Annotated in this window: 22 protein-coding genes, 1 tRNA gene and 1 pseudogene; 10 read left to right on the top strand and 14 right to left on the bottom strand. The window is 59.8% G+C overall.

The genetic code is table 11. The features are described from left to right. Positions 1 to 26: 26 nt before the first annotated feature. Positions 27 to 668: an HD domain-containing protein gene (locus C8K63_RS06810; RefSeq protein ID WP_108215989.1), complete on the bottom strand. Its 642-nt coding sequence runs from the start codon at positions 666 to 668 to the stop codon at positions 27 to 29. A 123-nt stretch (positions 669 to 791) separates the two neighbouring features. On the opposite strand from C8K63_RS06810, the gene C8K63_RS06805 reads away from it, so the two are divergent. Continuing rightward, positions 792 to 1,811: a GlxA family transcriptional regulator gene (locus C8K63_RS06805; protein WP_108215988.1), complete on the top strand. Its 1,020-nt coding sequence runs from the start codon at positions 792 to 794 to the stop codon at positions 1,809 to 1,811. Positions 1,812 to 1,870: 59 nt separating this feature from the next. Here C8K63_RS06805 and C8K63_RS06800 read toward each other — a convergent pair whose 3' ends face one another. The 3 genes and pseudogenes from C8K63_RS06800 to C8K63_RS06785 form a co-directional block, all read right to left on the bottom strand. Continuing rightward, entirely contained in the window at positions 1,871 to 2,638 is a 768-nt protein-coding gene (locus C8K63_RS06800) for a metallophosphoesterase (protein ID WP_108215987.1), read from the bottom strand. Positions 2,639 to 2,997: 359 nt separating this feature from the next. Then, positions 2,998 to 3,267, bottom strand: a pseudogene (locus C8K63_RS06790) (aldehyde dehydrogenase family protein); the annotation flags it as partial. Positions 3,268 to 3,363: 96 nt separating this feature from the next. Continuing rightward, positions 3,364 to 3,600 (bottom strand): MbcA/ParS/Xre antitoxin family protein, encoded by a 237-nt coding sequence (locus tag C8K63_RS06785; RefSeq protein WP_108215986.1) that lies wholly within the window; start codon positions 3,598 to 3,600, stop codon positions 3,364 to 3,366. A gap of 490 nt (positions 3,601 to 4,090) precedes the next feature. Between C8K63_RS06785 and C8K63_RS06780 the strand changes: the two genes are divergently transcribed. Further along, entirely contained in the window at positions 4,091 to 4,441 is a 351-nt protein-coding gene (locus tag C8K63_RS06780; protein ID WP_108215985.1) for a DUF6124 family protein, read from the top strand. Positions 4,442 to 4,600: 159 nt separating this feature from the next. Here C8K63_RS06780 and C8K63_RS06775 read toward each other — a convergent pair whose 3' ends face one another. Both C8K63_RS06775 and C8K63_RS06770 read right to left on the bottom strand, forming a co-directional pair. Then, complete coding sequence (locus tag C8K63_RS06775) at positions 4,601 to 4,996, bottom strand: VOC family protein (RefSeq protein WP_108215984.1); 396 nt, start codon at positions 4,994 to 4,996, stop codon at positions 4,601 to 4,603. Positions 4,997 to 5,072: 76 nt separating this feature from the next. Further along, positions 5,073 to 6,302 carry an MFS transporter gene (locus C8K63_RS06770; protein WP_108215983.1) on the bottom strand — a complete coding sequence of 410 codons (1,230 nt, stop codon included), beginning with the start codon at positions 6,300 to 6,302 and terminating at the stop codon, positions 5,073 to 5,075. A 133-nt stretch (positions 6,303 to 6,435) separates the two neighbouring features. Here C8K63_RS06770 and C8K63_RS06765 point away from each other — a divergent pair, with 133 nt between their 5' ends. From C8K63_RS06765 to C8K63_RS06755, 3 genes are all read left to right on the top strand, one after another. Further along, the gene (locus C8K63_RS06765) at positions 6,436 to 7,209 is read left to right on the top strand and encodes a helix-turn-helix domain-containing protein (protein WP_108216093.1); all 774 of its coding nucleotides are present in this window, start codon (positions 6,436 to 6,438) and stop codon (positions 7,207 to 7,209) included. Between the two features lie 144 nt (positions 7,210 to 7,353). Next, positions 7,354 to 7,734 carry a RidA family protein gene (locus tag C8K63_RS06760; RefSeq protein WP_008021538.1) on the top strand — a complete coding sequence of 127 codons (381 nt, stop codon included), beginning with the start codon at positions 7,354 to 7,356 and terminating at the stop codon, positions 7,732 to 7,734. A gap of 237 nt (positions 7,735 to 7,971) precedes the next feature. Beyond that, the gene (locus C8K63_RS06755; protein ID WP_108215982.1) at positions 7,972 to 9,960 is read left to right on the top strand and encodes a U32 family peptidase; all 1,989 of its coding nucleotides are present in this window, start codon (positions 7,972 to 7,974) and stop codon (positions 9,958 to 9,960) included. A 41-nt stretch (positions 9,961 to 10,001) separates the two neighbouring features. On the opposite strand, the gene C8K63_RS06750 is transcribed toward C8K63_RS06755, so the two are convergent. Together C8K63_RS06750 and C8K63_RS06745 are read right to left on the bottom strand one after the other, a co-directional pair. Next, positions 10,002 to 10,544, bottom strand: coding sequence for a hypothetical protein (locus C8K63_RS06750; RefSeq protein ID WP_256594908.1), 543 nt, complete (start codon positions 10,542 to 10,544; stop codon positions 10,002 to 10,004). A 152-nt stretch (positions 10,545 to 10,696) separates the two neighbouring features. Then, positions 10,697 to 11,125 carry a hypothetical protein gene (locus tag C8K63_RS06745; RefSeq protein WP_108216091.1) on the bottom strand — a complete coding sequence of 143 codons (429 nt, stop codon included), beginning with the start codon at positions 11,123 to 11,125 and terminating at the stop codon, positions 10,697 to 10,699. 322 nt (positions 11,126 to 11,447) lie between these two features. Here C8K63_RS06745 and C8K63_RS06740 point away from each other — a divergent pair. Continuing rightward, positions 11,448 to 11,522 (top strand) — tRNA-Gln (locus C8K63_RS06740). Between the two features lie 84 nt (positions 11,523 to 11,606). On the opposite strand, the gene C8K63_RS06735 is transcribed toward C8K63_RS06740, so the two are convergent. Next, positions 11,607 to 12,269 (bottom strand): glutathione S-transferase family protein, encoded by a 663-nt coding sequence (locus C8K63_RS06735; protein ID WP_108215981.1) that lies wholly within the window; start codon positions 12,267 to 12,269, stop codon positions 11,607 to 11,609. 156 nt (positions 12,270 to 12,425) lie between these two features. Here C8K63_RS06735 and C8K63_RS06730 point away from each other — a divergent pair, with 156 nt between their 5' ends. Together C8K63_RS06730 and C8K63_RS06725 are read left to right on the top strand one after the other, a co-directional pair. Next, positions 12,426 to 13,358 (top strand): GlxA family transcriptional regulator, encoded by a 933-nt coding sequence (locus tag C8K63_RS06730; RefSeq protein WP_108215980.1) that lies wholly within the window; start codon positions 12,426 to 12,428, stop codon positions 13,356 to 13,358. Positions 13,359 to 13,459: 101 nt separating this feature from the next. After that, on the top strand, positions 13,460 to 14,434 hold the full coding sequence (locus C8K63_RS06725; protein WP_108215979.1) for a nitrilase-related carbon-nitrogen hydrolase: 975 nt from the start codon (positions 13,460 to 13,462) through the stop codon (positions 14,432 to 14,434). A 67-nt stretch (positions 14,435 to 14,501) separates the two neighbouring features. Here C8K63_RS06725 and C8K63_RS06720 read toward each other — a convergent pair whose 3' ends face one another. Next, the gene (locus C8K63_RS06720; protein WP_108215978.1) at positions 14,502 to 15,008 is read right to left on the bottom strand and encodes a DoxX family protein; all 507 of its coding nucleotides are present in this window, start codon (positions 15,006 to 15,008) and stop codon (positions 14,502 to 14,504) included. 355 nt (positions 15,009 to 15,363) lie between these two features. Here C8K63_RS06720 and C8K63_RS06715 point away from each other — a divergent pair, with 355 nt between their 5' ends. After that, entirely contained in the window at positions 15,364 to 16,866 is a 1,503-nt protein-coding gene (locus tag C8K63_RS06715) for an aldehyde dehydrogenase family protein (protein WP_108215977.1), read from the top strand. Between the two features lie 61 nt (positions 16,867 to 16,927). On the opposite strand, the gene C8K63_RS06710 is transcribed toward C8K63_RS06715, so the two are convergent. Together C8K63_RS06710 and cynS are read right to left on the bottom strand one after the other, a co-directional pair. Then, positions 16,928 to 17,587, bottom strand: coding sequence for a carbonic anhydrase (locus C8K63_RS06710; protein WP_108215976.1), 660 nt, complete (start codon positions 17,585 to 17,587; stop codon positions 16,928 to 16,930). 61 nt (positions 17,588 to 17,648) lie between these two features. Further along, a complete protein-coding gene (gene cynS / locus C8K63_RS06705) occupies positions 17,649 to 18,116 on the bottom strand; it encodes a cyanase (protein ID WP_007971791.1) in 468 nt (155 codons plus the stop codon). 123 nt (positions 18,117 to 18,239) lie between these two features. On the opposite strand from cynS, the gene cynR reads away from it, so the two are divergent. Then, positions 18,240 to 19,121 carry a transcriptional regulator CynR gene (gene cynR / locus C8K63_RS06700; protein ID WP_108215975.1) on the top strand — a complete coding sequence of 294 codons (882 nt, stop codon included), beginning with the start codon at positions 18,240 to 18,242 and terminating at the stop codon, positions 19,119 to 19,121. Positions 19,122 to 19,244: 123 nt separating this feature from the next. On the opposite strand, the gene C8K63_RS06695 is transcribed toward cynR, so the two are convergent. After that, complete coding sequence (locus C8K63_RS06695; RefSeq protein ID WP_108215974.1) at positions 19,245 to 19,574, bottom strand: hypothetical protein; 330 nt, start codon at positions 19,572 to 19,574, stop codon at positions 19,245 to 19,247. A 522-nt stretch (positions 19,575 to 20,096) separates the two neighbouring features. Continuing rightward, positions 20,097 to 20,600, bottom strand: a complete 504-nt coding sequence (locus tag C8K63_RS06685) for a GNAT family N-acetyltransferase (RefSeq protein ID WP_108216090.1) — start codon at positions 20,598 to 20,600, stop codon at positions 20,097 to 20,099. Positions 20,601 to 20,718 lie beyond the last annotated feature (118 nt).

The following is a 20,718-nucleotide window of genomic DNA, read 5'->3' as shown; positions in this document are numbered from 1 at the left end:
TCTCACTGTAATAAACGGGAAGTGGATCAGCTGTCGAAGGGTGCGTTGTCGATCAGGTCGCAGACATTCGGGCAATCAAAGCCATGGACATGGCGGCGCCCGACATCGGCGAGCCCGGTACCAATGGCCGTATGGGGTTTGTTCCTGGCCACTTCGGCAACGGCCTGGGTGAAGGCCGCTTTCATGCCGATGCGGGGGTAAAGCGCGAGCGTGTCGTCGACCAGCGAAGGGGTGATTTCATCCAGGTGCAGGCCCATGACATCGACATGGGCGCCCAGATAGATCAGGGCGATTTCCGGTTGTTTGCGGTCGGCGATGCCGGCGCTGGAGTGCAGGGCAATCGCATCCCAGACCTGTTCAGCTTTCGCCTGCGCAAAACCGTTGGCCAGGAGAAAATGACGGGCGGCATCGGCGCCATCGACTTCAAAGCGCTGGTCGGCGGCAAACTCGGGCGTCAGCCCCAAATCGTGCAGCAGTGCCGCGAGGTAGACCGCTTCCCGGTCGTACTTAAAGCCCCGGCGCTGGCCAAGGAATTCGGCAAACCACCATGTCCGGTGCACATGATGCAAAAGCGCCCTGGAATGGACGCGTTCCACGAGCGATGCGGCTTTGCGGGCCAGCTCGGAGTCTGGAGCGCTGAAGCCGCCAATGTTGATGGGTGTATTCATGGTGCCTCCCGGGAATGACGTTGACTTGCCATTCACTCTAGGGATTTGCCGCGTGGCGCAATTGACTATTTACGGATGATTTGTGCCAATATTGGCACCTCGAACGTGCAGGAGTCCGCCGTGATGAGCAAGAAAAAACCCGACCATGCATTGAGGGGCCGTACACCAAGACGCGTGGTGATTCTGGGGTTGCCACCCGTCGACGGGCTCGACGTCATCGGCCCGGCCGAGGTGTTTTCCCTGGCGAACACTCTGCACGACGGAGCCTTCGCGCCCTACGTGCTTGAACTGGTCTGCGCGGGCGTCGACCCGCAAATGGCCAGCAGCACTGGCATCGGGCTCATGGCGCACACGACCCTCGAGCACGAGCGGCGTGCTGACAAGACCATCGACACGCTGATCGTGGCGACGGGCTGGCAGGCAATCGATCGACTGGACGGGGCGGCCATCGAATGGATTCGCACGAGGTCCGAAAGCGTACGACGGGTGTGCTCGATCTGTGTCGGCGCGTTTGCCCTGGCAGACGCAGGGCTGCTGGACGGGCGCCGGGCGACGACGCACTGGCGCATGGCACGTGATCTTGCCGAGCGTTATCCCAAGGTGCAGGTCGATCCGAATCCGATCTGGATCAAGGACGACAACGTCTATACCTCGGCCGGCATCTCGGCGGGCATCGACCTTGCCTTGGCGCTGGTCAGCGAAGACCTGGGGGATGACGTTGCGCTGGACATCGCGAAAAACCTGGTGCTGTTCCTGCGCCGTCCTGGTGGGCAGGCGCAGTTCAGTGTCGCCCTGCAATCGCAGCAGGTGCCCGGTTCTAATCTGGATGAGCTGTGCCACTGGATCAGTGAGCACCTGAGTTCACAGCTGACCGTGGAAATCCTCGCAGATCGCTTTGCTACCAGTGTCCGAACCTTGATCCGGATCTTTCAACGCGAGTTGCAGACCACCCCGGCCAAGTACGTTGAAGACGTTCGGCTGGAAGCCGCGTGCCGGGAGCTCGAACTGGGTGGGCGCTCGATGGAGGAGGTCGCACGCCGATGCGGTTATCACAGCATTGACGTACTGAGGAAGGTTTTCGTCCGGCGCCTTGGCGTGAGTCCCAGGGAGTACGCGCAACGTTTCGCGCCAGACGTGGGGTAGGGGCTTTCGGAGAATGTCGGACTGTTCGAGGCGCTGCAGCTGTTGATCTGAGCGTTACCTCAGAACTCCAGATCGATCACCAAGGCTTCATCGAAATCAGGATTTTCATTGATGCCATTTTTGGCATAGCCCCGTGGGTTGCAGATCACGCGGGTGTTGCCCACCCGATAATCGAAGCTGCCATGGGTATGGCCATGCAGCCACAGTGCCGGCTGCCAGTCTTTGATCCGCGCTTCGAGGTCCGAGACAAAGCTTGAATTGATCGGTGAACCGGCAAAGGTCGGGCTGATGCTTGACCGGGTCGGGGCGAAATGCGAGACCACCACCGTGGGTGTGCTGCTGTCGCGGGTGAAGCAGTCTTCCAGCCAGGCGACGGTCTGCAGAAACACCAGTTGGGAAATGGCCGGCGTGAACAGGTCGGGGAAATCGGGGGCGATCCTGATGTGGCTGAAGTCACGGATCAGTTGGGTCGCCAGATCGATGCCCAGCGCCCGATCCTCGGGGCTATCGAGCAGACGATAGTCAGACCACAAGGTGCAACCGAGAAAACGCACGCCATCGTGGACGTACTCCGAACGTTCCAGTACGTGGATCTGTGTGTCTTGCGCCAGGCTGTTCAACTGTTCGTAAGTGGAGACCAGGTCACTGCCATAAAACTCGTGATTGCCCGCCACGTACAACAGCGGAACCGGGCACGCGCTGGCCCACTCGATGGCCTTGGCCGGCCGGGCGATGTCCCCGGCGAGTACAACAATGTCGGCCTCCACGGCGGGAAAAGGGATCACGTTGACGGACAGGTGCATGTCGGACAGCAAGGCGATGCGCATGGATCAACTCCGGTGTTTCTTGAAGGGCAGGTCAATCAAGTTACGCGTTGATAACTCGTTGTCACAAGCCTGCTTTACGCCACGCCGAAAATCCACTGTGTGCGAGTCTGCTCGCGAAGAGGCCGGCACATTCAATAGAGATGTTGACTGATCCACCGCTATCGCGAGCAGGCTCGCTCCTACAGTTTTGATCTTCAGTGAACGCCAATCCCACGGCTGGTCACAATCCCTGTGGGAGCGGCGGTGCGGCGATCCGACTTGCCCGCGAAGAGGCCAGCACATTCAACAGGAATATTGGCAGACAGACCGCCTTCGTCGGATCGCCGCCCGGAGCAAGCCCGCTCCCACAGTTGACCTGTTTACTTCAAGTACCACCCCCAAGGCTGGTCACTGACGTACTCGGTCACCTGCTTGACCTCCAGATAATTGTGCAATCCCCATTGCCCCAGCTCGCGGCCGATGCCGCTGTGCTTCATTCCTCCCCAGGGCGCCTCGACGAAGGTCGGTTGCGAGCAGTTGACCCAGACGATCCCGGCGCGTAGCTGGTTGGCAACCCGGGCGGTGCTGCTGTGGCCCGGCTCGTCGAAAATTGCCGGCTCGACGAAGTAACCTTCGCGCAAGTGCGTCGGGGGCAAAACTAGCAATCGGGGTTTTGCGGTGTATATATCCCTTGGGGGATAGGAGGGGAGTTGTTCAAGTTTTTCAGTAGACGTATGGCGTAACAATCATTGATAAACCCCGTGTTCAATCCGGGTCAGATAATTCTCAACCTTCTGGAAGCCATGCGAGTTTTGGATCAGCTCCAGCGGGATGTTGCCTTCCAGACACTTGCAAGGTCTCTTTAGCCAGTCCTTAGCCAATTGCTGATTGCCGAACACGTTGATGGCGTGTTTCAAGATCTGGGCATATCGGACTGTATTTTTCTGCTGGTTTAGACGCACTGACTTAGTCTCCTTCGCCATCTCTTGTACTTGCCTGGAGCTGTCAAATTAAACCTCGTACTTCCGACGGCCAACCCTAAAAGCGCGTGGGATATTTCCTGAATCTACAGAAAGATTTCAACGCTGGCAGGTCGCTTGAATCCAGTCATTCAGCATGGTTTAAACATGCGTGTTTAATCGCTGTAAGCGTTACTTCCCGCAAGCTACAACACCTTGCGTCGTTGCCTACAGGTACGCCAGAATCCGCCGGCTTGTGCGCCTTGGGGCTGGGTTTTATCGTTGGCCGGTCGCTGAATAACATCAGTGATCGGGTTTGGTAGCCCGGTGTTACAAGGTGCAATGCGTCACTATCAGCAGCGTTTTTCTGCTCTGCTGCTACATGGTGGCCATGCACAGGGCGCCTTCGGGCGCGCCGGTCTCCTTGTACCCGGTCTACCAACCTGCGTATGGCCACCACCCGTTTGGTAGCGTGAGAGTGATGGCTCCTTTTTACGGTACAAGGAGTTTCACTATGTTCAAAGTCACACCCAACCCGCCGAACACCGATCCCGCATCTCCGTGCGAAAGTCTCGATTCAAACAAACTCAACGAGGCCGCCGAGCGCGCGCTCAACCCCGGCCCCCACATCATGGCGACGCCGCGCAAGCCCAGCACGATGTTCATCGTCAATCCCGAGCTCAATACCGAAACCCTGCTGGTGCACGCCTGTGAATCCCTGGCGTCGGCCAATGTCATGGCCAACGATCTGGTGGATCATCTGGAGGGGACGAGCCGCAATGCGCTGCTGGGAATTGCACAGGTGATCATGCTGGGTGAACTCGTGGTAAACCGCGCGCTGGATCAGCTCGACCCAACGGATTAATCGCTATCCCCCGTAGGAGCTGCCGTAGGCTGCGATCTTTTGCTCCTGATCTGCTCTTAAATGCCGAAGATCAAGATCAAAAGATGGCAAGGCGTTTAAAAGACGCAACGCACTGGGGCCGGGTGTTACCGAGTGCTACAGGGCGGGTAGCAGAAATGATCAGGCGGATGAGTTGTGCTGGACGATCTGGATGAGATTGCCGCAGGTGTCGTCCAGTACCGCGAGGGTGACCGGTCCCATCACCGTCGGCGGGCGGGTGAATTGAACGCCGGCGGCGCTGAGCCGGGCGTATTCGGCTTGCACGTCTTCGACGCCGAAAAACGTGCAGGGTATGCCATCCTGTTTGATCGCGCTCTGGTACGTTTTTGCCGCGCCGTGTGCATTGGGCTCCAGTAGCAACTCGACGCCATCGGGATCGCCGGAAGAGGTCAGCGTCAGCCAGCGATGTTCGCCCATGGGGATATCGTGCTTGAGTTCAAAACCGAGCACATCCCGGTAGAAGGCAAGCGCCTTGGCCTGATCATCGACAAACACGCTGGTGACTACGATTTTCATGGGGTTTTCCTCCTGATGGCTGGGCCGCAAAACCGAAAGGGTGCTCCCCTTTTCAGGAGCACACCCTTTTGGCCATTCACGCTCGCGACGGGCGTTGTCTGGTAGACGGCAACAGTATGGTCAGAATTCCCAACAGCGGCAGGAACGAACACAGCGTGTAGACGTACTCGATGCCATGGATATCCGCCAGGTGCCCGAGCAGTGCGGCGCCAATGCCGCCGAATCCGAACATCAGGCCGAAGAACACCCCGGCGATCATGCCGACGTTGCCGGGCACCAGTTCCTGGGCGAAGACCACGATGGCCGAGAACGCCGAGGCGAGGATGAAGCCGATGATCATGCTCAACACGCCCGTCCAGAACAGGTCGACGTAGGGCAGGGCGAGGGTGAAGGGCGCGGCGCCGAGGATCGAGAACCAGATCACTTGCTTGCGGCCGATCCGGTCGCCGATCGGGCCGCCAAAGAACGTGCCCGCCGCGACGGCACCGAGGAACAGGAACAGGTACAGCTGCGAACTGGCCACCGACAGGTCGAACTTCTCGATCAGGTAGAAGGTGAAGTAACTGGTGAAGCTGGCCATGTAGAAGTATTTGGAGAACACCAGCAACGCCAGCACCACCAGGGCGAAGGTCACCCGCCGCTTGGACAGACCATGGGTAGCCTTGCTGCCTTGCTTGAGCTTGAACAGATTCAGGTGATTGCGGTACCAGCGGCTCAGGCCGTACTGCACGAGGATGGCGAACACCGCGAACAGGCCGAACCAGGCGACGTTGCCCTGGCCGTAGGGAATGATGATCGCGGCGGCCAGCAATGGGCCGAAGGCGCTGCCGGCGTTGCCACCGACCTGAAAGGTCGACTGCGCCAGGCCGTAGCGCCCGCCCGAGGCCAGGCGCGCCACCCGCGAGGTCTCCGGGTGAAAGGTCGACGAGCCGACCCCCACCAATGCCGAGGCCACCAGAATGGCCGGGAAGCTGCCGACCATCGACAGCATCAGAATACCGATCAGGGTGCAGACCATGCCGGCCGGCAACAGCCACGGCTTGGGATGACGGTCGGTGTAGAAACCGATCCACGGTTGCAGCAGTGAGGCCGTGAGCTGGAAGGTCAGGGTGATCAGGCCTACCTGGGTGAAACTCAGGCCATAAGTAGCCTTGAGCATCGGGTAGATCGACGGCAGCACGGCCTGGATCAAGTCGTTGATCAGGTGCGCCAGGGCGCAAGCGCCGATGACACGCATGACCAGCGGGCTGGCCTGGCTTGCAACCGAGACGGTGGGCGAGGGTGAGCTGAGGGTAGTGGTCGACATAGGCGAGTTTCCGGATAAAAACGCGAACTGCGAACGCAAGGCGCAGCCCATTTCAGGGTTCGGCGTTATCCTATGGGCCCTGAAGGCGCCCGTCTCGCGCGACTCGGGCATGGACCATCTAAAAAAGGGCGTCATGATCAAACCATTGCAGACATTTCTGGCGGAGATCGACCAAGGCGGCTGGAGCGTTCGCAGCAGTGCGACCGACTACCCGGAAAACTGGAATATCGCGCCGCATTCCCATGAAAAGCATCAACTGATCTATGCCATCGAAGGCGTGATGGTGGTGCACACGGCAACGAGCCAATGGACGGTGCCACCGAGCCGCGGCATCTGGATGCCGAGTGGAGAAGTGCACTCGATTCGCTGTGTGGGGCCGATCAAGATGCGCAGCGTGTTCGTGCACCCCGACGCGAGCCTGGATCTGCCCACCGAAACCCGGGCCGTGAGTGTGTCCGCATTGTTGAGTGAACTGATCAAGGTCTCGGTCGATTTCGATTTCAACTGCGATCCGGACTCGCGGGAAGCCCGGGTGCTGCGGCTGATTCTGGATGAACTGACGATCCTGCCGACCTTGCCGTTGAACCTGCCGCAGCCCGTCGATCCACGGATCAACCTGATCTGCACTGCATTGCAGCGTGATCCCGGGGATGGCTCGACGTTGTCGGACTGGAGCGCCCGTTTGGGCCTCGACGCCAAAACCATCCAGCGCAGGTTTCGCAAGGAAACCGGCATGACCTTCGGCCAATGGCGCCAGCAAGCGCGTTTGCTGCTGGCGCTGGAACGCATAGCCGTCGGGGAGAAGATCATCGACATCGCCGGGGAGCTGGGATACGACAGCCCGAGCGCGTTCACGACCATGTTCAAGAAGCAGTTCGGCAAGACGCCGAGTGATTTTTTCAAGTGATGGACGCTTAACCCCGCGCCAGTACCGCCAGGCCACCGGCCACGAGCAGTCGTCCGGCCTGGATTAGCGACGCGCCAGGGATCGCCCTGTAAACTGGCCGCGCAAAAGGCGCCTGCCTTACCCTTTCAAGCAAGAGAACCTGCAATGGCAAACCACGACCTGACCTTTACCCCCGATCCTGATGCCGATTCGATTTCCTCCGACGTCGTCGGGTTTGGCGGTGTGCTGGTCTCCACCCAGATCCCAACCCGCGCCGACGGCAGCCTGGAACTGGGCGACATCACCCTGCAAAGCGAATGCACCCTGCAAGCGCTGAAGGTTGCGCTGGAGCGTGCCGGCAGTTCCATGGACCGCGTGATGCACCTGACCATCTACCTCACCGACATGGCCGACCGCGCCGCATTCAACGAGGTCTACAAGCGCTACTTCGCCAAGCCATGGCCGGTGCGCGCTGCTGTCGGGGTTGCCTCATTGGCAGTGGAAGGCATGCGCGTGGAAGTGACCGCGATGGCGGCCAAGGCCTGATCGCGCCGACACACTCAATACTGTAGGAGCGAGCTTGCTCGCGATGAACATAAGGGCGACGCGTGCATACAGAATGCCCGCGTTATCGTTAACGTCCATCGCGAGCAAGCTCGCTCCTACAGGGATTCAGGTACACCAGGCCTGCCCGAAACGCCACCCGGCAGCATACGGGTGCCGGTCAGGCGTTTCGCCGCTACAATGCACGCCTCGACCGTGACAAGCCTGACTAAAAAAACTATGTCTTTGCCCAAACATCACCTGGAATTGCTCAGCCCTGCCCGCGATGTGAGCATCGCCCGTGAGGCCATCCTGCATGGTGCCGATGCCGTGTACATCGGTGGCCCGAGCTTCGGCGCCCGCCACAACGCCTGCAACGAAGTGAGCGATATCGCCCAGTTGGTGGAATTCGCCCGTCGTTACCATGCCCGGGTGTTCACCACCATCAATACCATCCTGCACGACAACGAACTGGAGCCGGCCCGCCAGCTGATCCACCAGTTGTACGACGCCGGCGTCGATGCGCTGATCGTCCAGGACCTGGGGGTGATGGAACTGGACATTCCGCCGATCGAACTGCACGCCAGTACCCAGACCGACATTCGTACCCTGGAGCGGGCGAAGTTCCTCGATCAGGCTGGCTTTTCGCAACTGGTACTGGCCCGCGAGCTGAATCTCCAGGAGATCCGCGCCATCGCCGACGAAACCGACGCGGCCATCGAGTTCTTTATCCATGGCGCGTTGTGCGTGGCGTTTTCCGGTCAGTGCAATATTTCCCACGCGCAAACCGGGCGCAGCGCCAACCGCGGCGACTGCTCGCAAGCCTGCCGTCTGCCGTACACCCTCAAGGACGAAAAGGGTGGGGTGATCGCCTACGAAAAGCACCTGCTGTCGATGAAGGACAACAACCAGAGCGCCAACATCCGCGCCCTGGTCGAGGCCGGCGTGCGTTCGTTCAAGATCGAAGGTCGCTACAAGGACATGGGCTATGTGAAAAACATCACTGCCTACTACCGCCAGCGCCTCGACGCCGTGCTCGAAGACCGTCCGGACCTGGCCCGCGCCTCCAGCGGCCGCACCGCGCACTTCTTCCTGCCCGACCCGGAAAAAACCTTCCACCGTGGCAGCACCGATTACTTCGTCACCGACCGCAAGATCGATATCGGCGCCTTTGACTCGCCGACCTTCACCGGTCTGCCGGTGGGTGTGGTCGAGAAAGTCGCCAAGCGTGACATGCAGGTCGTGACGCACGAGCCGCTGTCCAACGGCGACGGCCTCAACGTGCTGGTCAAGCGTGAAGTGGTGGGTTTTCGCGCCAACATCGCCGAACCCAAAGGCGAATTCGAGGAGGACGGCGAGAAGCGTTATCGCTATCGCGTCGAGCCCAATGAGATGCCGGAGGGGATGTACAAGCTGCGCCCCAACCATCCGCTGAATCGCAATCTCGATCACAACTGGCAACAGGCGCTGCAAAAGACCTCTGCCGAGCGTCGCATCGCCCTGAGCTGGGTCGCTCGCCTGCGTGAAGACCAGCTGGAACTGACCGCTACCAGCGAAGAAGGCATCAGCGCCAGCGTCACCCTGAACGGCCCGTTCGGCGCCGCCAACAAGCCGGAACAGGCGCTGGAGCAATTGCAGGATCTGCTCGGTCAACTGGGCACCACGCAGTACCACGCCATCGATATCAAGCTGGACGCGTCGCAGGCGTACTTCATCCCGAACTCGCAGCTCAAGGCCTTGCGCCGTGAAGTGATTGAAGCCCTGACCGAAGCGCGGGTCGCCGCCCACCCGCGTGGCAGCCGTAAAGCCGAAACCAGCCCGCCGCCGGTGTACCCCGAGTCGCACCTGTCGTTCCTGGCCAACGTGTACAACCAGAAAGCTCGCGACTTTTATCACCGGCATGGCGTCAAGCTGATCGATGCGGCCTACGAGGCCCACGAGGAGACCGGCGATGTACCGGTGATGATCACCAAACATTGCCTGCGCTTCTCCTTCAACCTGTGCCCGAAACAGGCCAAGGGTGTGACTGGCGTGCGCACCAAGGTTGCACCGATGCAATTGATCCACGGCGATGAAGTGCTGACGCTGAAGTTCGACTGCAAGCCTTGCGAAATGCACATCATCGGCAAGATGAAAGGCCACATCCTCAACCTGCCGCAACCGGGCAGCGTGGTCGGTCACATCAGCCCCGAAGACCTGCTCAAGACCATCCCGCGCGCGCCGCACTGAGTGACGGGTGAGTGCGCCGCAACGGCGCGCTCACCTGTTGTTCAATACCCTGCGTAGTTGAAGTAAACGAATGCCACGGCAACGGCCAGACCAAACGCTGCCAGGGCTTTTGTTTGTGCGGTTGCCTGAAATTCGCCCGACCCTTGCTCATGGGGTTGCGAGTACGCGGTGGCGTCATGGCGGCGCTGCAGAATGGCCAGACAGGTGTAGCCCAATCCGATGAGCAGCGAAACAGCCATCAGGCCAAGGATCAGCCATCGTATCGTTGCCGGCTTTTTAGCGGCCGATACTCTCATCTCCTCTTCACAGACCGCGCTCTCGAACTCCAGGACAGAAATGGGCTGGTAAACCGTTGTGGGCCGTTGTGCATCACTGTGTATCGCCGCCATTTGCTCCAGGTCCAGTGCCTGATACTTCCAGAGCGTCATCGAACCTTCCCGGCAGTAGGTGAACGTAGCGGGGCTCGAGGCGCCGATGATGCACGCGTCGTCGATACCGATGTTTTTCAGGGTTTGCATCGCAGACCGTGTGAAGTCCATTTCGAGGACAGGAATGACGCCGTTGGCAGACACCGCGACCGACACCAGCAGGCTCGCGATGGCGCAGAGGGTTGATATTTTCAAGGTCGAGACCCCCTCGCTTTTTACAGGATCTTGTTTTAAACGCGGGGTCTGGTTGCAACCTGCTTTTGCTGAAGTCTAGACGCTGGCGACAAACCTGGAGCTGGCGATTGAAACTATTCGCAGCTTTCGGCGACGGCTTTTTCAGCTCGTTTGTATTCCTGTTTGACGTCGGTGGGGATGCGCTGCTTTTTCATTTCCTGACCGAGGAAGGGTTGCTCGCCCCGGGACTGGACCTCTGCGTCCTCGGCCGTTATCTGCGCCTCGATGGCCGCAGCGTGCTTGTCGATGACGGCATCGACCTCGGCTGCATCTTTTGCGGTATCGAGCGCTAGAACCAACTGGCCGGCTTCGGCTTTTTCGGCTTCGGCATAGGCTTCGACCGTCAACCCCGAGGCCAAGGCGCGCGTCTGGGTTTCCAGCCGATTGAGATGCTCCCGGGCGGCCTTGCAGACCGCTTCCTGTCGCTGGCTCTGGATGTGCTCCCAGGTATTCAACCCATAGATCGCGGCCCCGACCACCAGGAGGGTTGCAGCGGGAGTCATGAATTTGCCTTTCACATTGGCGCCCTCAGATGGCAAGGGGAAGGGTGGTGCGCAAACAATTCCCGATTCCATTCGGGTAAGGAAAAGCGTAGCAGACCTGGTCGGGCTGAACCTGTGTCGACTATCCGCCATGATGCGGTTCAACACTAAGCGTCTGTTTTAAAAAACAAATTGTTTTGTTGGGGGCTTCCCAAACGAGACAAAGGTTGGTAAATTTGCGCCCACTCTTGCACAGGCCCTCAGGGAGCCTCTCGCGCAAGCAGGCAACAGCTCTTGTTGCCACTCAAGAAAGCGAGTGCCAGGCACTCATCGCAACAGATACAGGGGCGTCGCCAAGCGGTAAGGCAGCAGGTTTTGATCCTGCCATGCGTTGGTTCGAATCCAGCCGCCCCTGCCATTTTTTATTCCTGCGTAATCAGATAACACTCGACCGGCGGTTATTATTCGTCGGCGTTTTTGTTTTTGCGCCCATTGTCCACCTCTACCGAAAGCGCTCCGGGATGGCCTCGGCAAACGGATACCAGGAAAACCAGGGTCTTGCCTCGTCGATCACGCGCGCGACCGAGGGCCTTTGGACCAACCTGTCGAAATAAGCACTCAAGTGGTGATGATCGTCGGGAAAGGGTACGAGGGTGCTGGCGTAGAACAGCGCCGGGGCGGCGGCGCAATCGGCCATGCTGAACGCCGGGCTGGCTGCCCAGGTGTTGGTGGCCAGCTGACGTTCAAGCATGCCGTACGCCGTTAACAGCGCGGCGCGTTCGCGGGTCAGGTCACCGTTTGCGGCATTGATTCGGTCAGCGACGATCTTCTGCATCGGCACCTGGACGTGCAGGTCGAAAAAACGATCCCACAGACGTACTTCCAGGGCTGCTTCCCAATCGTGTGGAATCAGCTGCGCCTGGCCGGGATGAAACCGGTCCAGGTACTCAATGATCACACTCGACTCCGGCACAACCTTTTGCCGGGCGTGATCGTGAAGCACCGGGAACTTGCCGATCGGCCACAGCGCTTGAAGTTCGGCCCGGTCGGCCTCGTTGCCCAGGTCGATGATCCTTTTTTCAAACGCGATGTCCAGTTCATAGAGCGCGATCAGCGCTTTGTGGCAGAACGATGAGAGCGGGTGGAAATAAAGAGTCAGTGGCATCCTTCAATTCCTCGGTCAGATGGAAACCGCTTTATTATCTGTCGCCATCCGCCAATCCGCGAGGCGCTCCACCCTGATGTCCAATGCGGGCTGTTCGGGTTAGAGTGCAGATCCTGGCCTGAATATCAGGCATGCCGCGTTTATGGTCATACCACCATGCACCAGATCGGACTCATTGTTTACCCCGGTTTTCAGGTTCTGGGCCTGGCCATGTGTGCCGCCTTCGAGTTGGCCAACAGCGGCGCAGATGAGCCGTTGTACAGCATTGCATTACTGTCCGAACCGGGTGGTCTGGTGCAGACGTCCGCCGGTTTTGCTGTGCAGACCGAAGCGTTCGACCAGCGCGCGTTCGATACGCTGCTGGTCATGGGCGACAACCTGATCCGCCCGACCACGCCGGGCATGCTGGAGTTTTTGCGCTGCGCCAGTCACGGCACCCGGCGTCTGGGCTCGATTTGCACGGGGGCAAATGCGTTGGCGGAGGCCGGTTTGCTCGACGGTCGGCGGGCGACCACCCACTGGGCGCATGTGCCGGCCTTTCGCAAGGCGTACCCGAACGTGAAAGTCGAGGAAGACCGGATCTTCATCAACGATGGCCACCTGTGGACGGCGGCGGGGATGAGCGCATGCGTGGACCTGGCTTTGGCACTGGTGGAGATGGATCTGGGGGTGGACGTTGCACGCAAGGTGGCGCGGCAATTGGTGGTGTACCACCGGCGTTCCGGCGGACAGTCGCAGTTTTCGGTAATGCTGGAGCTGGCCCCCAAGACCGACCGCATACAGGCCGCGCTGAGCTACGCCAAGCAGAATCTCAAGTCGGCGCTGACGGTCGAGGAACTGGCCAACGCGGCCAATCTGAGCCCTCGGCAATTCAGCCGGGTGTTTCATGCCGAAACCGGCCAGTCTCCGGCCAAGGCCATTGAAAGCCTGCGGGTCGAGTCGGCCCGTTTGATGATGGAAACCGGACGGCACCCCATCGATGTGGTGGCGACGGACACCGGCTTTGGGGATCGGGAACGTATGCGCCGTGCGTTTATTCGGGCATTCGGGCAGCCGCCACAGGTGATTCAGCGTGCCAGTCGGGGCTGAATCATGATGTCCTGAAAGGTGGTGTATACGACATTCATGTCGTTATATTATTATCGTAATCTTGATCTCGTTGAAACCTTTCCCTCAATGAGATCACCGCCATGACCCTCGTCAAAGCCGCCGCCGTACAAATCAGCCCCGTTCTTTATAGCCGAGAAGGCACCGTCGACAAAGTGGTGCAAAAGATTCTCGAACTCGGCGAGCAGGGCGTGCAATTCGCCGTGTTCCCGGAAACCATCGTGCCGTACTACCCGTACTTTTCCTACGTGCAGTCGCCGTTCGAAATGGCCTCCGAACACCTCAAGCTGCTGGACCAGGCCGTCACCGTGCCTTCGCACGCCACCGATGCCATTGGCGCTGCGGCCAGGCAAGCCGGCATGGTCGTGTCCATCGGCGTCAACGAGCGCGATGGCGGTTCGCTGTACAACACGCAGTTGCTGTTCGATGCCGACGGCTCGTTGATCCAGCGTCGCCGCAAGATCTCCCCGACCTACCACGAACGCATGATCTGGGGCATGGGCGACGGTTCCGGCCTGCGGGCCGTCGACAGCGCGGTAGGGCGCATCGGGCAACTGGCCTGCTGGGAGCATTTAAACCCGCTGGCCCGTTATGCCTTGATGGCCGATGGCGAGCAGATCCACGCGGCCATGTATCCGGGGTCGTTTGCAGGTCCCCTGTTCGCCTCGCAAATGGAAGTCAGTGTTCGCCAACATGCCCTGGAGGCAGGGTGCTTCGTGGTCAATTCCACGGCGTGGCTGCACCCCGAGCAACAGGCGCAGATCATGGCCGACACCGGTTGCACCATCGGCCCGATCTCCGGCGGTTGCTATACCGCGATCGTCAGTCCGGATGGCACGGTGCTGGGTTCGTTGCAGGAAGGTGAGGGTGAGGTGATCGCCGACCTCGACATGGGCCTGATCGACAAGCGCAAACGCATGATGGATTCCCGTGGCCACTACAGCCGCCCGGAACTGCTGAGCCTGCTGATTGACCGCACACCTCAAACCCAAGTGCATGAACGCAGCGTGCATCCGAAGCTGGCCGAAGAGAACGGTGTGGAGGAAGTGACCCGTTAGTGTCAGGCAAAAAAACAGGGGACTTCATGGAAGTCCCCTTTTGTTTGTCCGCGTCGCAGCTTTCGTTTCAGCGACGCCAGAAGAAACGAGTAAACAGCGCATCGATACTGAGCTTGCCGCCACCCGACAGCACCAGCGGCGTGAAGGCCACCAGGTAGATCAATGGCAGTTTGAAGTTGCCGTACCCCTTGTTGCTGATGGCATAGCCTTGGGCAAGTTCGCTCAGGGTGTGCCAGTCGGCGGGCCAATGGATGGCGGCGGTTGCGACGAGGGTCACCACCATCAGGCTCAACGCCGAAAAACGCGTGCCCAGGCCCAGTAGCAAGGTCATGGAAAAGATCAGTTCGGCCCACATCGACAGTTCCCAGTTCAGCGTCGCTGGAAGGTGGTCGAACGGAAACGGGAAGCGCTCCTGGATATCGTTGAACCAGTTCTGGCCGTTGAATTTCTCAAGGCCCGACTCGAAGAACTCCCAGGCGAGGAACACCCGCAGCGCCAAAGGCGCAACCCAGTCGCCGGCACGGTCGAGGTTCAGGTGCAGGCCTTTGACGGCCGAAGAAATGGAGGTGCTCATGGATGTTGATCTCTTTCAGGTCAGGGAGGCGGGGCAACGGCGTGCCCGGTGAGTTGAGCGTTTGACCGGCGCGGCCAATCGACAGGCGTATTTCATCAATGGGGTGTATCTGCGGTGTGTCGTTGTGGCGGGGTTTTGAGTGCGGGGTGTGTCAGGGGCGGGGCTGTATACAATGAGATACGTAACCGGCCACCACTGTCCCCCTGTAGGAGCGAGCTTGCTCGCGATGGTCGTTAACGAAAACGCGTGCCTGCTGGATAAACGCGGCGTTCCGGAGTCCATCGCGAGCAAGCTCGCTCCTACAGGGAAATTGCTATACATTTTCCAACCGCCCACAGCATGGTGATACCGCTTCATGTCTCTTGCGCTCGAACGTCTAATCGCTGGCACGCCCATCCCTTTCGCCGGTAATCGCGTCACTGTCGTCAGCCCCGAACTGGCGCAGCGCTTCCAGCCCGGTGACCACCTGCTGGTGGAGCAGGTCAGTGGCGAGTTGCTGCTGATCCCCGTGGCGGACCAGCAAGCGGCCAGCGTCGCGATCGAGCGCGCCGAAGCGGCGTTTACCGCGCTGTCGGCGGTGTCCGATCAAGCGATCAGCGCCTTCTTCGATCTGTTTGCCCAACGCCTGGAAACCCCGGAGTGCTGGGCCTTGATCGAGGCCGCCAACCTGGCCGACATCGAACGGGCCAAGGCGCGCGGTCGCTCGACCACCCGTTTGCTGGCCGATGAGCGCATGCGTCGCGACATGATCGCCGGCCTGCGCGCCTGGCGTGATGCAGCGGCCAGCCGTGGCAAGGTGATCAGTTGCGTCGAGCATGATGGCTGGAAAGTCGAACAAGTGGTCTCGCCGCTGGGCATCGTCGCATTTGTCTTCGAAGGCCGGCCGAATGTGTTTGCCGATGCGGCTGGTGTATTACGCACCGGCAACGCTGCCGTGCTGCGCATCGGCAGTGATGCGTTGGGTACGGCCCAGGCGATCGTCACCCATGCACTGAACCCTGCGCTGAGCGACGCCGGCTTGCCGGCCGGTGCGGTGTCGCTGGTGGAAAGTGTCAACCACGCCGCCGGTTGGGCGATGTTCGCTGACCGGCGCCTGTCACTGGCGGTGGCCCGTGGTTCGGGGCGCGCCGTCAGCCAGCTGGGCAGCATCGCGCAGCAGGCCGGCACGGCGGTCAGCCTGCACGGCACCGGTGGTGCGTGGCTGATCGCCAACGCCGATGCCGATGCTCAGCGCTTTGCCGCCGTGGTGCGCAACTCCCTGGACCGCAAGGTCTGCAACACCCTGAACGTCTGCCTGATTCACCGCGACCGTGCCGCCGAACTGGTGCCGCTGTTCCTCGATGCACTCGAGCAGGCCGGCACCGCACGGGGGCAGGGCTGCAAGCTGCACATCGTCGAAGGCAGCGAGTCGCATTTGCCGCAAGACTGGCTGGCTGCAACGGTCGAGGTGTACCGCGCCGACGGCTATCAGACCGAGGCGCAGGCCGAGCCATTGGCGGAAGATCAATTGGGCCGTGAGTGGGAATGGGAAGAAACCCCGGAAGTCAGTCTGAAAATCGTCGACGACCTGGACAGCGCCATTGCCTTGTTCAATCGCTACAGTCCGCAATTCACCGTGTCCTTGATCAGTGAAAGTGCCGAGGCACAGGAGCGTTTCTATAACGCGGTCAACGCGCCTTTTGTCGGCAATGGCATTACCCGATGGGTCGACGGCCAGTACGCGTTGAACAAGCCGGAACTGGGGCTTTCGAACTGGGAGAGCGGGCGCCTGTTTGCGCGCAGTGCGATTCTCTCGGGTGATGGCGTGTTCACCATTCGCAGCCGCATGACCCAGGTCGATCTGGGCGTCAAACGCTGAGCTGACGGAACCCGTGACCGCTGCAAGGGCGGTCATTTTCGTGATCAGACCGCGGTTCTGATTACGCGGCTTTGATCGCCTTGGCCGATACGGCACAAGTGCCCGGATGCTCGACCAGCGACACGAAGCTTCGGCTGCCGGCATCCAGTGCGTCGATCGAACCGGTCTCGATGTCGTACACCCAGCCATGCAGGTTCAACAGGCCCTTTTCCTGGGCCAGTCGCACACACGGGTGTGTCTGGATGTTGGCCAGTTGGGCGATGACATTCTCCCGGACCATCGAACTGACCTTGGCCGCCTCACTGGTGTGTGGCCGGGCTTCGTTGATCACTTTCGCCGACTCGGCATGTTGCAGCCAGCCGCTGACGGCGGGCAGGTGATCCATGCAGGTGCACTTGGCCACGGCCGTCATGGCGCCGCAGTCCGAATGGCCGCAGATCACGATGTCAGTCACGCCGAGCACAGCGACGGCGTATTCGACCGTGGCCGACACACCACCCGGATGCGGACTGTAGGACGGCACGATGTTGCCGGCGTTACGGATCACGAACAGTTCACCGGGTTCTTGTTGGGTCAGCAGTTCCGGCACGACACGGCTGTCGGAACAGCTGATGAACAGCGTGCCTGGATGTTGGGTGGTGGCCAGGTGTTTGAACAGGTCGGTGCGTTGCGCAAAGGCTTCTTTCTGAAACTTCAAAAAACCGTCGATGAGCGCTTTCATGATCGCTTCCTCATGGATGAGCAGGGTTCGGCCCGCACAGGGCGTGCGGGCCGGTATCAACTTAGAACGGACGCAGGGGCAGGAACTTGCCGTCGAGGGTGATGACGGCGCGGGAGCCGCCTTCCGGATCTTCGACTTTCTTCATGTCGAGCTTGAAGTTGATCGCGCTGATGATGCCGTCGCCGAACTGCTCATGAACCAGGGCTTTGAGGGTAGTGCCGTAGATCTGGATCATTTCGTAGAAGCGGTAGATGGTCGGGTCGGTCGGCACGCCAGAGAGGCTGCCGCGCAGCGGGATGATCTGCAGCCGGGCCACGGCGTCGGCGTCCAGTTCCAGCTTGTCGCCGACCACTTTTGCAGCGCTTTCAGGCAGCGGGTGTTGACCGAGCAGGGCGGCTGTGACGTAGGCCAGGCTCAAACCTGTGCCGTCGGCCAGGTCCTGCCACGACAGGTTTTTGCGCGCCTTGGCGTCCAGGACAGAAGTGGTCAGGGCCAGGCTTGGGTCGTTGTAGGCATGGGACTGTTGCATGGTGATTCTCCTATCGGAAGGGGTGTCGCTTGGGTGTGGGGCCATCTTCTGCCGAACCATCCATAGCGTCCAAGACCGATATACAATGCAATCCATAAGTACCGCCTATAGATTGAGAATCCCATGTTGCTTCGACATTTGCGTTATCTGCTGGCAGTGGCCGACCACGGTGGCTTCACCCGCGCCGCCGAAATGCTGCACGTGTCCCAGCCGACCTTGTCGCAGCAGATCCGCCAGCTGGAAGAATCCCTCGGTGTGAGCCTGTTCGACCGCACCTCGCGCACGGTCAAACCCACCGATGCCGGCGAGGCTTACATTGCATGCGCGCGGCGGGTACTGGTGGAGCTGGAGGCGGGCAAACGTGCGTTGCACGACGTGAAGGACTTGTCCCGCGGGAACCTGCGCCTGGCCATGACGCCGACCTTCATGGCCTATCTGGTAGGGCCGCTGGTGCGCGACTACATGGCGCGTTACCCAAACATCCATCTGGAGATTTTCGAGCTATCGATGGACGAGATCGAGGCGGGGCTGGCCGATGATTCGCTGGATATCGCGATCGCGTTTGATCAGGTGAGAAGCACCGACATCGAATCGATTCCGGCCTTTACCGAAACCCTGGGGTTGATGGTTGGGCGCGATCATCCGCTATATGAGCATCAGGCGGCGTTGTCCGCTGAAGAGATAGCCCGCCTTGAGTTCGCCCTGCTGACCCCCGACTACATAACCCGCACGTGCATCGATGCGTATTTCGCTCAGGCGCACATCACGCCCAAGGTTGTGATTGAAGTGAATTCGGTCAATACGCTGCTGGAAGTCGTCCGCCATTGCGCCATCGCCACCATCCTGCCGGAACCCATCGCTACTCAGGATCGGGCATTGCGCAAATTGTCCATGCAGGGCGCAGCGCCAGAGCGTGGGGCCGCGTTGCTACGGCGTAAGAACAACTATCACAGCGCGGCGGCGTTGGCGTTTGTGGAGCTGGTGATCGGCGCTGATCTTTTTTGATTGGCCCAAATACCTGTGGGAGCGAGCTTGCTCCCACATTGGTTATTTAGCAGACATAAAAAAGCCTGCTCCTTTTTGGGAGCAGGCCTTGTTTATCAATAAGTCAGCAATGACTCATTTCAATTAGTAGAACCGGTCAATCACCCGAACTTCGTTCTGATCCTGCATCGAGGCCCAGGCCTGTTTCAGGGTTTGCAGAACATTACCGATGAAGTCCTTGTCGGCCGCGGCCTTCTTGCCGACATAGCCCTGACCGCGACGGTACATCTTCAGTCGGGCGAGCAGGTTCTGGTTGTTCTGGTCGAACTCTGCTTCATGGGCGTGCGGCGACAGGCAGTCGATATGAACCTGGCCACACTTGCTGATCCAGAGAATATGGTTGTCGTGGCTGTCTTTCTTTGCAGCGAAGATACGAGCCAGTTCATCGATAGTTGGTTGATTGTTCAGATTCATCATAAAGCCCCTTGACCAATTGGTGATCTTTCAAAGTTGATTCGCTAATACAGGTAGCCCATCGGTTAGTTGATCCCTGGCACCGAAACCAGGACGTCAGCGTTCGACCGCCTTATCGGGCGGGGTCCTGCGTCTGCTGCATGTAGTCGTGTTGAATAACTGCTACGCAATAGCGTCACAACGAAGAGAAGCGGCGAAAACCTTAAGGCCACTGCCGACGTTTTCAGGGTCGGCCACAAGCTTCATGAGGATTGCTCGCCAAGACTTCTCGCCCTTGTACTGGACGTTCAGGCCAGGTCAGCTTCTTCAATCTGCCTTGTGGGCAGCGTGTATCCGGGAAAAACAGCTCGGCGGTCAGACGAGCTTGCTCAAACGTGTTGCCTGTACTCCCGATCGGGGAGACGTCTGCATCATGCAAGGGCAAATCGGAGGCGTCAACGGTTTTGTAGTGAATATTTTTGGTCACTACATATTGTCGGACAATGCTGTTGGGAATTAGCGGGGAAGTCGAGGGCGTGTCGGTCAGGACGACAATGGCGGACACTGAAAGCGGTAAAAAGTGCAGGGATGGCGGTCAATCACCTGCTGATGCAAGGTGAGTCCGCCAATGTCGAGCCCCGGCATCACGGCGGCCCAGAACAGGCGTGCCGGCTGGTTCGCCTCGATGTGGAAAATCTGCCATTGACCGGGGAATTGGCTCAAGAGAGTGGAAACGACAAATCGTGCGACACCCCGGCCACGGAAGCGTCGACTGACAAACAGATAGCCGATGTTGTACTCGGCACCGGGTAGATGGGTCTGGTTATCCACGGTTACGAAGCCGGCCAGTTCTGCGTCGACCTTGATCAGGAAGGGGCGGGTGGCCGGGTTTCGCCAGTAGTCCGGCATGGGCAGGATGTTGAAGAAACCGTATTCGCCCAGTTTCAGCGGCAACCATTCGCTGAAGTCGTAGGCGTAGAACTGCATCAGGTTCTCGATGGTTTCCAGCTCATCGCGTTGGGCGGCGTGCAGTTCTATCGAAGACATTCGAAGTGGCTCCTGACAGGCCAAGGGACACAATTGATTATGGCCGGCGTCGCACGATCCGTGGCGAGGGAGCTTGCTCCCGCTGGACCGGTCCGCGTTCGGGCGCAGCAGTCCCTGT

Origin of the sequence: Pseudomonas sp. GV085 (assembly GCF_003050925.1) — a bacterium.
In the GTDB taxonomy this organism is placed as follows: Bacteria; Pseudomonadota; Gammaproteobacteria; order Pseudomonadales; family Pseudomonadaceae; genus Aquipseudomonas.
This window is presented reverse-complemented; position numbering and strand designations above follow the sequence as displayed.

What these genes read in the sequence shown, in the direction of transcription:
- C8K63_RS06810 (WP_108215989.1), bottom strand. Translation starts at nt 668, where the DNA reads ATGAATACACCCATCAACATTGGCGGCTTCAGCGCTCCAGACTCCGAG.
- C8K63_RS06745 (WP_108216091.1), bottom strand. Translation starts at nt 11,125, where the DNA reads ATGACTCCCGCTGCAACCCTCCTGGTGGTCGGGGCCGCGATCTATGGG.
- C8K63_RS06725 (WP_108215979.1), top strand. Translation starts at nt 13,460, where the DNA reads ATGACCCTCGTCAAAGCCGCCGCCGTACAAATCAGCCCCGTTCTTTAT.
- C8K63_RS06760 (WP_008021538.1), top strand. Translation starts at nt 7,354, where the DNA reads ATGGCAAACCACGACCTGACCTTTACCCCCGATCCTGATGCCGATTCG.
- C8K63_RS06780 (WP_108215985.1), top strand. Translation starts at nt 4,091, where the DNA reads ATGTTCAAAGTCACACCCAACCCGCCGAACACCGATCCCGCATCTCCG.
- C8K63_RS06735 (WP_108215981.1), bottom strand. Translation starts at nt 12,269, where the DNA reads ATGCCACTGACTCTTTATTTCCACCCGCTCTCATCGTTCTGCCACAAA.
- C8K63_RS06770 (WP_108215983.1), bottom strand. Translation starts at nt 6,302, where the DNA reads ATGTCGACCACTACCCTCAGCTCACCCTCGCCCACCGTCTCGGTTGCA.
- C8K63_RS06695 (WP_108215974.1), bottom strand. Translation starts at nt 19,574, where the DNA reads ATGAATCTGAACAATCAACCAACTATCGATGAACTGGCTCGTATCTTC.
- C8K63_RS06715 (WP_108215977.1), top strand. Translation starts at nt 15,364, where the DNA reads ATGTCTCTTGCGCTCGAACGTCTAATCGCTGGCACGCCCATCCCTTTC.
- C8K63_RS06785 (WP_108215986.1), bottom strand. Translation starts at nt 3,600, where the DNA reads ATGGCGAAGGAGACTAAGTCAGTGCGTCTAAACCAGCAGAAAAATACA.
- C8K63_RS06805 (WP_108215988.1), top strand. Translation starts at nt 792, where the DNA reads ATGAGCAAGAAAAAACCCGACCATGCATTGAGGGGCCGTACACCAAGA.
- C8K63_RS06710 (WP_108215976.1), bottom strand. Translation starts at nt 17,587, where the DNA reads ATGAAAGCGCTCATCGACGGTTTTTTGAAGTTTCAGAAAGAAGCCTTT.
- C8K63_RS06755 (WP_108215982.1), top strand. Translation starts at nt 7,972, where the DNA reads ATGTCTTTGCCCAAACATCACCTGGAATTGCTCAGCCCTGCCCGCGAT.
- C8K63_RS06800 (WP_108215987.1), bottom strand. Translation starts at nt 2,638, where the DNA reads ATGCGCATCGCCTTGCTGTCCGACATGCACCTGTCCGTCAACGTGATC.
- C8K63_RS06720 (WP_108215978.1), bottom strand. Translation starts at nt 15,008, where the DNA reads ATGAGCACCTCCATTTCTTCGGCCGTCAAAGGCCTGCACCTGAACCTC.
- C8K63_RS06765 (WP_108216093.1), top strand. Translation starts at nt 6,436, where the DNA reads ATGATCAAACCATTGCAGACATTTCTGGCGGAGATCGACCAAGGCGGC.
- C8K63_RS06685 (WP_108216090.1), bottom strand. Translation starts at nt 20,600, where the DNA reads ATGTCTTCGATAGAACTGCACGCCGCCCAACGCGATGAGCTGGAAACC.
- C8K63_RS06775 (WP_108215984.1), bottom strand. Translation starts at nt 4,996, where the DNA reads ATGAAAATCGTAGTCACCAGCGTGTTTGTCGATGATCAGGCCAAGGCG.
- C8K63_RS06730 (WP_108215980.1), top strand. Translation starts at nt 12,426, where the DNA reads ATGCACCAGATCGGACTCATTGTTTACCCCGGTTTTCAGGTTCTGGGC.
- cynS (WP_007971791.1), bottom strand. Translation starts at nt 18,116, where the DNA reads ATGCAACAGTCCCATGCCTACAACGACCCAAGCCTGGCCCTGACCACT.
- cynR (WP_108215975.1), top strand. Translation starts at nt 18,240, where the DNA reads ATGTTGCTTCGACATTTGCGTTATCTGCTGGCAGTGGCCGACCACGGT.